At 62.3% G+C, this 14,939-nt stretch carries 15 protein-coding genes and 1 tRNA gene; 8 read left to right on the top strand and 8 right to left on the bottom strand.

The window, feature by feature from the left end:
- Nucleotides 1-3: 3 nt before the first annotated feature.
- Nucleotides 4-276, bottom strand: coding sequence for a DUF3509 domain-containing protein (locus tag AC58X1_RS08630; protein ID WP_101321592.1), 273 nt, complete (start codon nucleotides 274-276; stop codon nucleotides 4-6).
- A gap of 270 nt (nucleotides 277-546) precedes the next feature.
- Here AC58X1_RS08630 and AC58X1_RS08625 point away from each other — a divergent pair, with 270 nt between their 5' ends.
- Nucleotides 547-1,068: an ankyrin repeat domain-containing protein gene (locus AC58X1_RS08625; protein ID WP_101321591.1), complete on the top strand. Its 522-nt coding sequence runs from the start codon at nucleotides 547-549 to the stop codon at nucleotides 1,066-1,068.
- A gap of 59 nt (nucleotides 1,069-1,127) precedes the next feature.
- Nucleotides 1,128-1,658: a hypothetical protein gene (locus AC58X1_RS08620; protein ID WP_101321590.1), complete on the top strand. Its 531-nt coding sequence runs from the start codon at nucleotides 1,128-1,130 to the stop codon at nucleotides 1,656-1,658.
- Nucleotides 1,659-1,679: 21 nt separating this feature from the next.
- Here AC58X1_RS08620 and AC58X1_RS08615 read toward each other — a convergent pair whose 3' ends face one another.
- Nucleotides 1,680-2,630 (bottom strand): ZIP family metal transporter, encoded by a 951-nt coding sequence (locus tag AC58X1_RS08615; protein WP_101321589.1) that lies wholly within the window; start codon nucleotides 2,628-2,630, stop codon nucleotides 1,680-1,682.
- Nucleotides 2,631-2,754: 124 nt separating this feature from the next.
- On the opposite strand from AC58X1_RS08615, the gene AC58X1_RS08610 reads away from it, so the two are divergent.
- From AC58X1_RS08610 to AC58X1_RS08595, 4 genes are all read left to right on the top strand, one after another.
- Nucleotides 2,755-2,946 (top strand): PLDc N-terminal domain-containing protein, encoded by a 192-nt coding sequence (locus AC58X1_RS08610; protein ID WP_101321588.1) that lies wholly within the window; start codon nucleotides 2,755-2,757, stop codon nucleotides 2,944-2,946.
- Between the two features lie 188 nt (nucleotides 2,947-3,134).
- Entirely contained in the window at nucleotides 3,135-5,210 is a 2,076-nt protein-coding gene (locus tag AC58X1_RS08605) for an LTA synthase family protein (protein ID WP_497428680.1), read from the top strand.
- Between the two features lie 147 nt (nucleotides 5,211-5,357).
- Entirely contained in the window at nucleotides 5,358-5,594 is a 237-nt protein-coding gene (locus AC58X1_RS08600; protein ID WP_101321586.1) for a hypothetical protein, read from the top strand.
- Nucleotides 5,595-5,787: 193 nt separating this feature from the next.
- Nucleotides 5,788-6,120, top strand: a complete 333-nt coding sequence (locus AC58X1_RS08595; protein WP_101321585.1) for a ribonuclease E inhibitor RraB — start codon at nucleotides 5,788-5,790, stop codon at nucleotides 6,118-6,120.
- Nucleotides 6,121-6,168: 48 nt separating this feature from the next.
- On the opposite strand, the gene AC58X1_RS08590 is transcribed toward AC58X1_RS08595, so the two are convergent.
- Nucleotides 6,169-6,969, bottom strand: coding sequence for a c-type cytochrome (locus tag AC58X1_RS08590; protein WP_259072284.1), 801 nt, complete (start codon nucleotides 6,967-6,969; stop codon nucleotides 6,169-6,171).
- A gap of 527 nt (nucleotides 6,970-7,496) precedes the next feature.
- On the opposite strand from AC58X1_RS08590, the gene AC58X1_RS08585 reads away from it, so the two are divergent.
- On the top strand, nucleotides 7,497-8,234 hold the full coding sequence (locus AC58X1_RS08585; protein WP_401182117.1) for an amidotransferase: 738 nt from the start codon (nucleotides 7,497-7,499) through the stop codon (nucleotides 8,232-8,234).
- A gap of 42 nt (nucleotides 8,235-8,276) precedes the next feature.
- Here the strand turns inward: AC58X1_RS08585 and AC58X1_RS08580 are convergent, their stop codons facing one another.
- On the bottom strand, nucleotides 8,277-9,248 hold the full coding sequence (locus AC58X1_RS08580) for a magnesium and cobalt transport protein CorA (RefSeq protein WP_101321582.1): 972 nt from the start codon (nucleotides 9,246-9,248) through the stop codon (nucleotides 8,277-8,279).
- A gap of 75 nt (nucleotides 9,249-9,323) precedes the next feature.
- Nucleotides 9,324-10,013: a crotonase/enoyl-CoA hydratase family protein gene (locus AC58X1_RS08575; protein WP_150570110.1), complete on the bottom strand. Its 690-nt coding sequence runs from the start codon at nucleotides 10,011-10,013 to the stop codon at nucleotides 9,324-9,326.
- Between the two features lie 288 nt (nucleotides 10,014-10,301).
- On the opposite strand from AC58X1_RS08575, the gene AC58X1_RS08570 reads away from it, so the two are divergent.
- A tRNA-Ser gene (locus tag AC58X1_RS08570) sits at nucleotides 10,302-10,391 on the top strand.
- A gap of 116 nt (nucleotides 10,392-10,507) precedes the next feature.
- Here AC58X1_RS08570 and AC58X1_RS08565 read toward each other — a convergent pair.
- The 3 genes from AC58X1_RS08565 to AC58X1_RS08555 all read right to left on the bottom strand — a co-directional run bounded on the left by AC58X1_RS08565 (nucleotide 10,508) and on the right by AC58X1_RS08555 (nucleotide 14,913).
- The gene (locus AC58X1_RS08565; RefSeq protein ID WP_497428679.1) at nucleotides 10,508-12,634 is read right to left on the bottom strand and encodes a TonB-dependent siderophore receptor; all 2,127 of its coding nucleotides are present in this window, start codon (nucleotides 12,632-12,634) and stop codon (nucleotides 10,508-10,510) included.
- Between the two features lie 194 nt (nucleotides 12,635-12,828).
- Complete coding sequence (locus tag AC58X1_RS08560; protein ID WP_497428678.1) at nucleotides 12,829-14,031, bottom strand: MFS transporter; 1,203 nt, start codon at nucleotides 14,029-14,031, stop codon at nucleotides 12,829-12,831.
- 132 nt (nucleotides 14,032-14,163) lie between these two features.
- The gene (locus AC58X1_RS08555) at nucleotides 14,164-14,913 is read right to left on the bottom strand and encodes a 3-oxoacyl-ACP reductase family protein (protein ID WP_497428677.1); all 750 of its coding nucleotides are present in this window, start codon (nucleotides 14,911-14,913) and stop codon (nucleotides 14,164-14,166) included.
- Between the last annotated feature and the right edge of the window lie 26 nt (nucleotides 14,914-14,939).

The following is a 14,939-nucleotide window of genomic DNA, read 5'->3' as shown; positions in this document are numbered from 1 at the left end:
TGCTTAACGATAAGTCGGCAGTGCAAAGCGCTGCTGGCTTTGCAGCATGTTGATCATCGGCAGTTCGCTGGCTTGTTCAGCCAGGTCGCGGCGGATAGCGCTGATGGCCCACGACAGCTGCTCGGCACTGTGCATTTGACCGTAGGTCAGTACACGGCGGGTAACTTTGCCATCGGCAGCACGCAGGGTCAGCAGGATACCGCCGTCAGGGCGTGGCTGAGTGTTGACCGAGTAGGCGGAAAAGACCGAGGCGAATTTTTGCTGAATAAGGTCCATATCAACTCCTGGCTGAATGTGTGTGCAGACGTTGAGTTGATGGTTGCAGTGACCGTGCCAGCTTTTGCCATGTAAAAAAACCCTTTAAAATCAGCAGCTTGAGCCTATTATTGATTTTGCGCCTCGTGCAGTGTGCAAGGTCATGCAATTTGCACAGTGCATTTTGCAAGGTCATAGCCGCAGCCTCTTGCCCCCATAGAATCTGAACCTTTGACCCACTGGCAGTGCCTCACCAACACTTGGGCCATCCATTTTGCCAGGAGGTTACAGATGTCCGACCAACAGCCCGCCACCATGAATGACGATGAAGCAGCCGCATTTGCCGACGAGGTGTTCGACCGCGCCCGCCGTGGCGACGCCGACATGTTAGGGCGCCTGCTCGACAGCGGCCTGCCGGTCAACCTGCGTAATCACAAGGGCGATACCCTGCTGATGCTTGCCAGCTATCACGGCCATCATCAGGCCGTGCGCGTGCTGCTCGAGCATGGCGCCGATCCGTTGATTGCCAACGACAACGGCCAGTTGCCGATTGCTGGCGCGGCGTTCAAGGGTGACCTGCCGATGATCGAGCTGCTGATCGAGCATGGGGTACCGGTGGATGCCGCCGCTGCCGACGGGCGTACGGCGTTGATGCTGGCGGCAATGTTCAACCGCAGCGAAATTCTCGAGTTCCTGCTGGCTAAGGGCGCAGACCCGGTACGCCAGGATGTGCGCGGTGCCAACGCCCTGGCAGCAGCGCAGACCATGGGGGCGGCCGACACCGCAGCACGCTTGCAGGCGCTCGCCGGCTAACCCTCAGGGGGCGTTTGCGGCTATCCTTGGTGACATTTTTCACCTTGCAGAGCCCCCACATGAAAGACCAACTGCGCGAATTCATCAGCCTCATCGGTGCCGGCTGCATGCCCGATGACGAGATCGAGCGCATTGCCGACGAGGCCGCTCAGGCCTACGCCGACCCCGCCGCATTCCTTGCTGCCAACCCAGACATCAACTACGACGACAGCTACCCGATGCCGCTGGGCGAGTGGATCGTGCTCGGCAGCTTGCCGGAGACGGTGGTGTTCATCGGTGACAGCTATCAGGAGCTGTTCCAGGCGATCAGCGAGTCGTTCGACAGCAGCGTCGCCCTCAACCTCAAGCCCAAGCAACTGGCCAAGACCGAGGCGCTGACTGCGCTCAACCGCATTCAGGTGCAGATGGCTGCCTTGAACAAGGAAGCCGGCGGCTATGTACTGCTCAACTTCAGCCAGTTACTGGACGAGGAGCTGCAGATGGTCATGGTTGGCCAGCATGACCTGGCGCGGGTGCTGGAGCTGGGCCAGCAACTGAATATCAAGGTCGAGCCGGCACTGGAAGCCTTGAAGGTCGCCGTCCACGTCTGAGCCGGGGACCGCGCGCCGGGGTTAGCCCAGCGCGGTATCGAGAAACATCATCACCGCAAAGCCGCCCATCAAGCCCAGCGTTGCCGAAGTCTGGTGGCCATTGCGGTGGGTTTCGGGGATCACTTCGTGGGACACCACAAAGATCATCGCGCCAGCCGCCAGGCCCATGCTGATCGGGTAGGCCAGGGCAAAGCCGGTAGAGATGCCCAGACCGATCACCGCGCCTAGCGGTTCCATCAAGCCCGAGCCGACGGCAACCAGCGCCGCTTTGAAGTTCGACAGCCCGGTCGCGCGCAGGGCCAGGGCGACTGCCAGGCCCTCGGGAATATCCTGAATGGCAATCGCGCTGGTCAGCGGCAGGCCGACAGCCATGTCGCCATTGGTGAAACTGACGCCGATGGCCATGCCCTCGGGCAGGTTGTGCAGGGTGATTGCCAGCACAAACAGCCACACCCGATTTATCCGCTCGGCCTCCGGCCCTTGCCGGCCGACGGTTTCGTGCTCATGCGGGGTGAAGCGGTCCAGGCCGAGCATCAGCAACACGCCCAGGCCCATGCCGACCACCACGGTCAGTGCTGCTGCTGCGCCGTTGCCGGTAATTTCCCGGGCTGCTTCCAGCCCCGGCAGAATCAACGAGAACGAACTGGCCGCGAGCATCATGCCGGCGGCAAAGCCGAGCATCACATCCTGGCTACGAGAGCTGACATCGCGCAGCACCACCGCCAATACCGCGCCCAGCGCCGTCGCGCCAAAGCCGGCGAGGCCACCTAGGACGGCCAGGTGCAGGTTCTCCGAGTGATCGCCATTGACCGCATTCCACATGCTGGCGCCGAGCAAGCCGAGGATGGCCAGCAAGGCCACCCCCAGGCCGAAGCTCAGCCACGGCGACGCCTGCGCATGCTGGCGCAGACTACTGAACAGGCGGGAAACGGTCGGGCTGTCGACGGCGCTGTCGGTGTGAGCGGGGGGCATGCGAACCTCTGGGCAATGGATGAAGCAGTCTAAGCAGTGACCGCGCCTGCTCGCCAAGGATTCCCTTCTATCGACGTGATAGGCGACTATGCTCACCGGACATGACTTTATGGGGAGTACCTGCATGGGATCGACATTCAACGGCCTGATCGGCCTGATCATTCTTGCCCTGGACATCTGGGCGATCATCAATGTGGTCAAAAGCGGCGGGTCTACGGGCAGTAAATTGCTCTGGATCCTGCTGATTCTGGTGCTGCCGGTAGTGGGCCTGATCATCTGGGCCATCGCCGGGCCGCGCGGCAACGTGCGCGTCTGACCCTTGGCGGCAGTCAGCCCCGTGTCAGCGCGGGGCTGACTGCGCAGTCGCTGCTTCGTGACACAATTTTCACACTGGATTAACCAGAATCCGCGCCGCACAATGCCGCGTTTGCCCTATCGCCACGACCGCTGGCAGGGCTTATGGGCGCTGTCGCCTTCCCGCAAACTCCTAGGATCTCCCCATTCATGGCTAACACGGATGCCTTGAAACAACGGGCCGTGCCGGTTCGTTCCGCGCCAACCCTGCAATCGCACCTGGCCTACACCTTGCTCTGCGGCCTGGTCATCATGCTGATGCTCAGCCTGGTACGCCTTGGCCTGCTGGCCTACAACAGCGACATGATCGGCGATACGCCGTATTCCACAGTTGCCGAGGGCTTCCTCAATGGCCTGCGCTTCGACCTGCGGGTGGTGGTGTACCTGAGCATCCCGCTGCTGCTGGCGATCCTCAGCCCGGCGGCGATGGCAGCGCGTGGTGTATTCCGCGTGTGGCTGACGATCGCCTCGAGCGTGGTCATGTTCCTTGGCCTGATGGAGCTGGACTTCTATCGCGAGTTCCACCAGCGCCTCAACGGACTGGTGTTCCAGTACGTCAAGGAAGACCCGAAAACCGTCCTGAGCATGCTCTGGTACGGCTTCCCGGTGGTGCGCTATCTGCTCGCCTGGGTGATCGGCACCTGGCTGCTGAGCCTGTTGTTCAAAGGCATCGATCGGCTGACCCGGCCTGCCAGCGGCGCGCTGCACGGCAACCCGCGCCCGCCTGTGGCCTGGTATTACCGCCTGGCCGTATTCATGGTGATCCTGCTGATTGCCGTGATTGCCGCCCGTGGCACCCTGCGCCAAGGCCCGCCGATGCGCTGGGGCGACGCCTTCACCACCGACTCCAACTTCATCAACCAGCTGGGCCTCAATGGCACCCTGACCCTGATCGACGCTGCCAAGAGCCGCTTCGGCGAAGATCGCGCCAATGTCTGGAAGCCGGTGCTCGATCAGCAAGTGGCACAGCAAACTGTGCGTGACCTGCTGCTGACGCCGCACGACACCCTGGTCGATGCCGACGAAGCTGCGATCCGTCGTGATTTCGTACCGCCAGCCGAGCGCACCCTGCCGATCAAGAACGTCGTGGTGATCCTGATGGAGAGCTTTGCCGGTCACTCGGTGGGCGCGCTGGGCAGCCCCAACAACATCACGCCGTACTTCGACAAGCTGGCCAAGGAGGGTCTGCTGTTCGACCGCTTCTTCTCCAACGGCACCCATACCCATCAGGGCATGTTTGCCACCATGGCGTGCTTCCCCAACCTGCCGGGCTTCGAATACCTGATGCAGACCCCTGAGGGCGGCCACAAACTGTCCGGCCTGCCGGCGCTGCTCAGTGCCCGCGACTACGACGATGTGTACGTCTACAACGGCGACTTTGCCTGGGACAACCAGTCCGGTTTCTTCGGCAACCAGGGCATGACCACCTTTATCGGCCGTAACGACTTCGTCAATCCGGTGTTCTCCGATCCGACCTGGGGTGTGTCCGACCAGGACATGTTCGACCGTGGTGCCGAAGAGCTGGCAAAAAACTACGGCAAGAAACCGTTCTACGCCTTGCTGCAGACGCTTTCCAACCACACGCCGTACGCGCTGCCCAAAGACCTGCCGGTTGAGCCTGTGACCGGCCAGGGCCGTCTCGACGAGCACCTGACCGCCATGCGTTACTCCGACTGGGCGCTGGGCCAGTTCTTCGAGAAGGCGCGTAAAGAGCCGTACTTCAAGGAGACCCTGTTCGTCATCGTTGGCGACCACGGCTTTGGTAACCATCAACAGGTCACCGAGCTCGATCTGGGCCGCTTCAACGTGCCGCTGCTGTTGATCGGTCCGGGCATCCAGGAGAAGTTCGGCGCGGTCGACCACACCGTCGGCACCCAGGTCGACATCGTGCCGACCATCATGGGCCGCCTGGGTGGTCAGACCCGTCATCAGTGCTGGGGCCGTGACCTGCTCAACCTGCCGGAAGGCGACCAGGGCATGGGCATGATCAAGCCATCTGGCAGCGAGCAGATCGTCGGCTTGGTCAAGGGCGACCGGATTTTGATCGAGTCCAAGGACATGACGCCGCGCATGTATCGCTACCAGCTGGGCAGCGAGTTCAAGGCCGAACTGATCGAAAGCCCGGATCAGCCCGAACTGCTGAAAAACCTCGAAGCCTACATCCAGACCGCTACCAAGAGCCTGCTCGACAACACCGCAGGCGTGGTCCACGGCACGCCCAAATAGGGCGCGCTGAGGCACCGTGAAGGGCTCGCCGGGTAACCGGCGGGCCCTTTTTCATGTGCGCCTGGCGAGCGCGCTGAACAACTTCTGCAGCCAGTGGTCAAGCTAGAACGGATGTCAGTCAATTCCGTATCCACCGAGGGTTATTCGATGAAAGAGTGGGAAGTCATCTTTGCCGACCAGAAAGGTGAACCGACGACGCTGCTGCTTACCGGCGATCAGCGTCCCAGTGATGAAGAGGCGGCACGCGCAATACGCACCAAGCTTTTTCCGCTTTTGAATGAACTGGATTTGAATGACTTCCAGGACCGTAGCGACGCGCCGACGGCACGCTGGCTCAAGGAGCAGAACGGCGTAACCATCAGCGACATCCGCGAACTGCCTTGAGCAGCCCCTCTGGCGTAGTGCTGCGATAAGCACTACGCTAGTCTCACGCATCGGCCTCTTCTGCGGGCCGACGCGGTTTTCTTCGCGTCTTGCATCAGCTCGATCAGCTCGGCTTGTTTGCGGCCCTTACCGGCGCCGGCAGGTGCGTAGTGCACGGAAAGTCTATCCATTGCATTATTCAGGAGGACGATTCATGAGCAGCCAGAACGACGACATCAGCAGCAATGTCCTGCGCCAGATGAAAGCTGGCGGTTTTGACTTCACCCAGATCCACCCCATCGAGTTCTATGCGGTATTTCCAGATGAAAGCGGCGCCCGCCAGGCGGCCGGGCGGTTTCGTGGCGAGTCGTTGAATGCTCAGGTACGAGAACGTGATGATGGCGGCTGGAACCTTGAGTTGAGCAAGATCATGTATGCAACCTACCGCGGCATCGGTGCCTTCGAAGAGGCCTTCGAGGGGGTGGTTTCACCCCTCGGTGGCGAAGTCGAAGGCTGGGGCGTCAAGCACGAGCGGCAAACCGCTTAAGTGCCATGGCCATTCGCGAGTGCGCTCGCGAATGGCTCTACCTGCGGCTCACCCTTTGCGCTTGCTCATGTGCGTCAGGTAAGCCAGCAGCGCGTCCAGTTCCTGTTCACTCAATACACTTTCGGCAAAGCCAGGCATTTTTGCCTGCGACCACTGGCGCAAGCTTTGTGGGTCGCGAATGTATTTGCGCAAAAACGCCGGCTGGAAGTACTCGGTAGGATTGTAGGGGCGATTCAGGTCCGGGCCGAACTGCGCATCACCGGCGCCATTGAGGCGGTGGCAGGCCATGCAGTTCTGTTGATACAGGGCAAAGCCCTGGCGTACCGGGTCGTCACTGGGCAGGCCGGCTTCGGGCAGCAGTGCCGGGAAGCGTTGCTCGACCGCTGCCAGGCGGCGAATGGTGGCGATCTGGAAGGGCCATTGCTCCGGGCGGATGGCACTGGCCTTAGGGTTGCTCCAGACCAGATAGAACGGCCCGGCGCTCGGCTGGTCTTTACCCAGTGCGGGCCATGGCTTGGCGCTGTCCTCTACCGCCAGCCACGCCTGCGCGGGGCCATTGGCCAACAGCGGCGCAGCGGGCATCTCGGCAGCAAAGCCATCCAGCGCAATGGCCTGCAGGTGTTCGCCTGGCTGCACGCCCTCGAGCAACACAGCCAAGGGCACTACACGGTAATGCATGGGCCGCTTGTAGGCGACGTCTGCCGGGATGTCGATATCACGTGCCTGCGGATGGGCAAGCAGCTCAGCAGTTTGCCAATGGCGCGTGCGCTCACCCAGCTCAAGGTTCAGCTGCGCCGCAGCCACGGGCAGGCTGAGCAGCAGTGCCAGCAGGGCGAAGGTGATGCGCATAGGTAATCTCCAACCGGTGAGATCGGCAGATTACCTATGCAGTGTCTGAAATAGCCACACAAGCTGTCAGCCAAACAGCCGAGAAAGGTTCGGCAAGATCAGCAGCAAGGTGGTAGCGAACAATATGAGTCCGGCTTGGCGTACTTTTGATTGTCTGAACATGGCGGACCGCCTTCTTGTTGTTATTCCTGAATAGCCGTTGGCTTCCCTTTGCCGGGTCGGGTCGATCACAGCGGCGTGGCTACACGCCGGTTCTGCTGGCCTCCTGCTTTTGGGTATACATCCAACAGTAGGGTGTAGGTTATGCATGTTTGAGAACCCTTTGTTCTAAGTGCGGGCTTTGTCATTCAAGTTTCATTTAAGGCCACTTGCCAGCAGCCCGATATGTCTGGGCTAGACCGCTGCGCGATGGGGGTTACCAAGGGTGACACCCCTTACCGTTCGTCAGTACAGCCTACTTGCTTGTACGTGTCTTTCGCGGCAGTCTCTACAGCCAAACCCTCCTTGTGTCGTTCAGGACTATCGCTATGTCGTTACGCATCTGCATCCTTGAAACCGACGTCCTGCGGCCAGAGCTGACGGCGCAGTACCAGGGTTACGGCAGGATGTTCGAGCAGCTGTTCTTGCGTCAGTCGGTCAACCAGGCCGAGTTTCGTGTGTACAACGTGATGAACGGCGACTATCCCCCCGAGGACGAGCGCTTCGATGCGTATCTGGTGACCGGCAGCAAGGCCGACTCATTCGGCGATGATCCGTGGATCCAGACCCTCAAGGCGTACCTGCTCAAGCTGTACGAGCGTGGCGACAAGTTGCTCGGTGTGTGCTTTGGCCACCAACTGCTGGCGCTGGTGCTCGGCGGCAAGGCCGAACGTGCCGACCGTGGCTGGGGCGTGGGCGTGCACCGCTACACCCTGGCTGCGCATGCGCCATGGATGGACCCGCAGGTAACCGAGTTGACCCTGCTGATCAGCCACCAGGATCAGGTCACTCAGCTGCCCAAAGGCGCCACGGTGATTGCTTCAAGCGATTTCTGCCCGAACGCTGCCTACCATGTGGGCGATCAGGTGCTGTGCTTCCAGGGCCACCCTGAGTTTGTCCATGATTACTCGCGGGCACTGCTCGATGCCCGCCAGGAGCATTTGGGGGACGAGGTTTACCAGCGCGCCATTGCCAGCCTCAAGCTGGAGCACCAAGGCGATCTGGTTGGCGAGTGGATGCTGCGCTTTGTTGCGCACGCACCGAGCGCCAAGGAAAGCGCCGCCTGAGGCAGTTGTCAGGAGCCGCCAGCGCGGCTCCTGCTTATCCCGCTACAGCCAACCCGAGCGCTTGAAACTGGCGAACAGCCCGGTGCAGCCGAGGCCGATCACGCTCAGCACGGCAAAGTAGCCGTAGTGCCAGCTTAGCTCGGGCATATTCTGGAAATTCATCCCGTAGATCCCGGCAATCGCCGTCGGGAACGCCAGGATCGCTGCCCACGCGGCGAACTTGCGCTGGGTAATGCTCTGGCGTGACGACTCCAGCAGCATGCCGATCTCGATGGTCTGGCTGGCGATATCGCGAATGCTCACCAGGTCTTCCATCTGCCGGGTGACGTGGATCTGCACGTCGCGAAAATACGGGCGCATGTTTTTGTCGATGAAGGGGAAGCTCAGCCGCTGCAGCTCTTCGCTGATTTCCACCATCGGCGCCACGTAGCGGCGCAGGCGCAGGATGTCGCGGCGCAGGCTGTGCAGGCGGCGGATGTCGTCTTCCATCAGCGAACTGCTGAGCACGCTCTGCTCCAGCTCCTCGATCTCGCCGTGGATCGCTTCGCTGACTGGCTGGTAATTCTCGGTGACGAAGTCGAGCAGGGCATACAGCACGAAGTCTTCACCGTGATCGAGCAGCAACGGTCGGGCTTCGCAGCGCTGGCGCACCAGCGCGTAGGATTTGGAGTGGCCGTTGCGGCAGGTGATGATGTAGCCGTTGCCGGCAAAGATGTGCGTTTCGATGAATTCCAGCTTGCCGTCCTGCCGCACCGGCGAATAGGTGACGATGAACAGCGCATCGCCGAAGGTTTCCAGCTTGGGCCGGCTGTGTTTCTCCAGCGCGTCCTCGATGGCCAGCTCATGCAGGTTGAACTGGCACTGCAGGCTGGCCAGCTCTTCGGCGCTGGGCGCTTCCAGGCCGATCCAGACGAAGTGGCCGGGCTTTTTCGCCCACTCACTGCCCTCGTCGATGCTGATGTTGGTGACCTTTCTTCCGGCGCTGTACACCGCCGCTGCGACGACTCGACCCATGGCTGTCCGCTTGTTCGGTTGACTATGTCGGACAGCTTGGTCGGTCTGCGCCGCGCAGGCAACCTCAGCGCGGGCTCAGAGGGCAAAGTCCTGGTCGAGGATGATCGCTTCGTCGAGCGCATCAAGCAGGTCCTTGCGCACTTTCAGCTTGGTTTTCTTGTGCGCATTCATGTTCAGTTTTTTCAGCGTATGGGCTGCGCTGGTGGCGGCTTCAAGCAATTGCTCGGCGGGTACCACCGCATCGAGGAAGCCAGCTTCGCGGGCCGCCTGCGGGTCGAACATCTCGGCGTTGATCACCGAGCGGTGGAAGGCCGAGCGGCGCAGGCGGTCGCGGGCCAGTTCGATGCCGGCGTGGTGCATGGTCATGCCGATGGCGACTTCGTTGAGGCCGATCTTGTACGGCCCTTCGACGCCGATGCGGTAGTCGGCCGACAACAGCAGGAACGCCCCCTTGGCCACGGCATGGCCGGGGCAGGCGACGATCACCGGGAATGGGTGCGCGAGCAGGCGGCGGGCCAGGGTCGAGCCTGCGGTGACCAGCGAGACCGCCTGCTGTGGGCCCGAGGTCATTACCTTGAGGTCGTAGCCGCCGGAGAGAATGCCGGGCTGACCGGTGATGATCACCACAGCGCGCTCCACTACCGCACGATCAAGGGCGGCGTTGAATTCGGTGATCAGGTCTGGCGAGATGGCGTTGACCTTGCCGTTGTTCAGGGTCAACGTGGCGATGCCGTCTTCGGCGTGGTAAGTGATCAGCTCGTTCATGGCAGAGTCCTTTAAGTGGCGTGGCGATGACGTTACCCAGCGCAGCTGCGCAGGTAAAGCAGCAAGGCTGACCGGCCAGTCAGCTGCGGCCATCGCGGCCACGGGTTGCGGCCGTGGCCGCCGTTGCGCGGGAAAAGCGCCGGGTACAATGGCAGCTTTGCCATCGGCCCCTGCAGCGATCCTCGGGTTTGCTTAAGCGCATGAAAATTCTGAAAAAAGCGCTTGCCAATACCCGACTCTTCGACTAAATTAGCGCGCCTCGACAGGCTGAATAGCTTGAAGAGAAACGGTGAAGTGTCCGAGTGGTCGAAGGAGCACGCCTGGAAAGTGTGTATACGAGAAATCGTATCAAGGGTTCAAATCCCTTCTTCACCGCCACATTCTACGAGAAGCCCTCGAACTGAAAAGTTCGGGGGCTTTTTGTTTTGGGCGCGGTTTGGCGGGCTGTACTTCACCTGCACGCGGTTGATGACCGCGTGCAGGTAGACGCTGGGTTAAAAACTCACCGAAGCCGACAACCGAGCCGTACGCGGGGCGCCCTGGAACAGATAGTTGTCGCCCAGATAATCACCGGTGTCGCGCCAGTAACGTTTGTCGAACAGGTTGTCGACGGTCAGGCGCAGTACCGTGTCATAGCCGCCGATGGCTGTGCGGTAGCGGCTGCCGAGATCGAACACGGTGTAGCCGCCGACTTCGACGTTACCGGCCTGGCTGGCGTACTTGCTGGCGCTGTAACGGGCGCCGCCGAGCAGGGCCAGGCCGGGCACCGGTAGGGTGTATTCGGCGTGCAGCGCGGCGCGCACCTTCGGCACGTTGATCGCCTGGTGGCCTTCGTAAGCGTCGGTGCCGCTGTCTTCGACCCGCGCGCGAATAGCTGCGACGCTGGCTTGGAGTTGCAACTTCGAGGTGGCCCAACCGCTGGCGCCGAGCTCCAGGCCGGTGTTTTTTTGCTGGCCTTGCTGGACGTAGGTAAAGCCACCGACCTCAGGGCGAGCGTACTGGTAGGCCTGGCGGATCTGGAACAGCGCAGCGCTGAAGCTCATGCCTTGCCAGTCATGCTTGATGCCCAGTTCCAGTTGCCTTGAGAGCGTCGGGGCGAGGATTTGGCCGAGGTTGCTGGTGAACCACGGTGCCGTGCCCCCGGCCGAAAGGCCTTTGGAGTAGCTGGCGTAGACGGTGGTGTCAGGCTGCGGCTTGTAGATCAGCGCAGCATTTGGCAGCAGTTGATACTGCTGCGTGTGGCGGCCCGCAATGCCAGTCTCGTCCCAAGTCTTCTCATCCAGGCGCACTTCGCGGGCACCGAGCACGGTTTGCCACTGCTCGTTGAAGGTGATGCGGTCGCTGAAGAACACACCGTATTGGCGGCTGTCGAGGCGGCGCTCGCTGGCGCCAACGGCCTTGCTCGACGGTTCCAGTGGCGGCGCTCCGGTATCGATATTGCCGCTGCCGAGCCATTCGTTGTAGTACGGGCGTTGGTCGAGGGTACGGCGTTGCGCACTGGCACCTACGGTCAATTCGTGGCCGAGGCCCAGGGCATCGAAGCGACCATTGAGCATTGCCTGCGCCTCATCGGTACGACGGGTGTCGTCCGGGCTGCGGTAGTCATAGATGTCGTAATCGCCATTGCCGGCAAAGAACGCGCCTTCGCTCGAACCCCAGGCAAACGCACTGTAATCGTCGATCACCACCTTGCTGCGCGAAGCACTCAGCGTGCCGCTCCAGTCATCATTGAAGCGGTACTCGAAGCGCCCGCCAAGGTTCAGCGAATCGTTCTGCACGGGCTTGGCCCATTGCTGATAAGCAAGCCGATCACTCGGATCGACCCCATGCGGCACTGCGCTGCCACCAAGCAGCTGATAACCCGGCACTGAGCGCTGCTCGCGGTGCTGATACTCGGCGTCCAGCTGCAAGGTGGCGTTGCTGCTGATCTGCCAGTCAAACGCCAACGAGGCAAAATCACGCTTGCCGTCGGCGTGGTCGACATACGAGCGAATGTCCTCGTGGGCGAGGTTGGCGCGCAGGCCGAACTGGCGCTCGCTGCCGAACCAGCCGCCAACGTCAGTGGCCAGATAGCGCTCGCCGTGTTCGTTGGTCGAGACGCTGACGCTGCGCACATCGGCGGCGCGTTTGGTCACGTAATTGATCAGGCCGCCCGGCTCGGAGACGCCACTCTGCAAACCCGACAAGCCCTTGAGCAGTTCCACCTGCTGCTTGTTCTCCAGTGCGACGTTCTGCTCGCCGGCGATGGTCTGGCCGTTGATCTTGTAGCTGCTGGCAGCATTGAGCTCGAAGCCGCGCACGTTGAAGTTTTCGTAGTAGCCAATCGGCGCATAGCTTTCGCCCACCGAGGCATCGCTTTGCAGCACTTCGCTGAGCTTGCGCACCTGGCGGTCTTCCAGCAGTTGCTGGCTGAACACGCTGATCGAGGCCGGGGTGTCGAGCAGCGCCGCTGGCTGCCAGCCGCCGACCTGCGCCTGGCGCACCTGATAACCGTCGCTGGCGGAAACATCGGTCACCTGCAACGGCGCCAGGGTCACGCCGTCAGCGAGGGCCTGCCCGCTGTGCAGAGCAAGGCCAAGGCTGAGCAGGCTCAGGGGCAGGCGAGGGCGAAGCGAGGTCATGCAGGGCTCCTGGAAAAACGCGCGCGCGGCACCGCTGCGCCGAGGGCAGGCGGGGCGTGGCAGCGGCAGCGGGCAGCCTGCTGGTATTGCGCCAGGCAGGCGAAAAAGGGGCGCCATGGTAGCAGGCGCAGCAGCGCCGGGCGCCCCTATTTCAGAGGCGCCCGTTCAGAGAAACGATTGAGCTGGCAGATAATTCAGCTCGCGGCAGCCGACGGGCGCGGCGGCTGCAGCTTGCGCCTGCGCTCGGCCAGAACCCACACCAGCAAGGCCAGCGTGCCGATCAGGATCCCGGCGACGACGATGGCTTTCCAGCCGCTGTACTCGAACAACTGCGTCCCCAGCAGTGAGCCCAGCGCGCCGCCGATGAAGTAGCAGGTGATGTAGCCGGCATTGAGCCGGGTGCGGGCCTCGGGACGCAGGCTGATCACGGCGTTCTGGTTGCTGACATGTACCAGTTGTACCGCCAGATCAAGCAGCAACACACCGATCAGCAGGGCCACCAGCGACTGTTCGGCAAAACCCAGTGGCAGCCACGACAGCACCAGCGCACTCAGGCCCACGGTAGTGCCGAGGGCACCCTTGCCGCGGTCGGCCAGGCGCCCGGCCCAGTTCGCTGCCAGGGCACCGGCAGCCCCGGCCAGGCCAAACAGGCCGATGGCCGCCTCGCCATAGTGGTAGGGCTCGCGCACCAGCAAAAACGCCAGTGGGGTCCAGAACAACGCAAACAGGCTGAACGCCAACAGCCCCAGCAACGAGCGCAGGCGCAGCACCGGCTCTTCGGCGAACAGGCGAAAGACCGAGCCAATCAGTGCCGGGTATTTCAGCCCAGCGTGGCTCTTGTGCTGCGGCAGGCTGCGGTATAGCGCGATGGCGCTGATCGCCATCAACACTGCCGCCAGCACATAGATGCTGCGCCAGCCGCCCAGCTCGGCCATGAAGCCCGCAGCGGTGCGCGCCAGCAGGATCCCCAGCAGCAGCCCGCTCATCAAGGTGCCGACCGCGCGGCCGCGTTGTTCGGGGGCGGCCAGGCTGGCGGCCATCGGCACCAGAATCTGCGCCACCACCGAAAACAATCCGGTCAGCGTGGTGCCGACCAGCAACCAGGCCAGGTTCGGAGCGCAGGCACTGATGACCAGACCGACCGTGGCGATGGCAATCATGCACACGATCAGCCGCCGTTGCTCGAACATGTCGCCCAGCGGCGCTAGCAGCAGCAGGCCGGCGCCGTAACTGAGCTGCGCAGCGATGACGATGGTGCCGGCGCTGACCGTACTCAGGCCAAACTGTTCGGCGATGCTGTGCAGCAAAGGTTGCGCGTAATAGTTGCTGGCAACGGCCAGGCCGGTGGCGGTCGCCATCAGCAGGATGAGGGCGCGACTCAAGGTCGGGGAGGGCATGGCAGATCCTTTGCTGGCAGTAAAAAGTACATCGAGTATTGGGGCTGCGTTGGCCCCATCCCAATTCAATTGCTGCATGGTAGCGATTACCAGGCGACCCCGTCGCGCTGTCTGGCGCAACGGGGCAGGTACTCAGGCCGAAAAGCCGCCATCCACGGTCAGGCTGGCGCCGGTGATGTAGTCCGCTTCGGGGCCGGCCAGATAAGCGACAAAGCTGGCGATTTCCTCGGCGTGGCCATAACGGCCGACGGCCATCAACGGGATCAGGCTGTCGGCAAAGTCGCCATCGGCTGGGTTCATGTCGGTATCCACTGGCCCTGGCTGCACGTTGTTGACGGTCACGCCCTGCGGGCCGAGGTCGCGTGCCAGGCCTTTGGTCAGGCCAACCAGCGCTGACTTGCTCATGGCATACGGGGCGCCGCCGGCAAACGGCATGCGCTCGGCATTGGTGCTGCCGATATTGATGATTCGCCCGCCCTGGCCCAGGTGCGGCGCTGCAGCCTGACTGGCTACGAACACGCTGCGCACGTTGACCGCGAGCATGCGGTCGAACTCGGCCAGATCGAACTCGGCGACGGGTGCAACGGCGAGCACGCCGGCGTTGTTGACCAGGATATCCAGCCGGCCGAAAGTCTCCACGGTGTCCTGTACCGCTTGCTGGACGGCGCTGGCATCGGCGCTGTCTGCGCGCAGCGCCAAGGCCTTGCCGCCGGCGCTATTTATCTCTTCGGCCAAGGCCTGGGCAGGCCCGGCGGAGCTGACGTAGGTGAAGGCCACCTGTGCGCCTTGCAGCGCCAGGCGGCGCACGATGGCTGCACCGATGCCACGCGAACCGCCTTGGACCAAAGCGACTTTGCCGGTGAGGGTGAGGGAACTGGACATGGGCGAACTCCTGCTAGTGGGCAAGG

This window comes from Pseudomonas sp. PGPR N4, from assembly GCF_059693665.1.
This window is presented reverse-complemented; position numbering and strand designations above follow the sequence as displayed.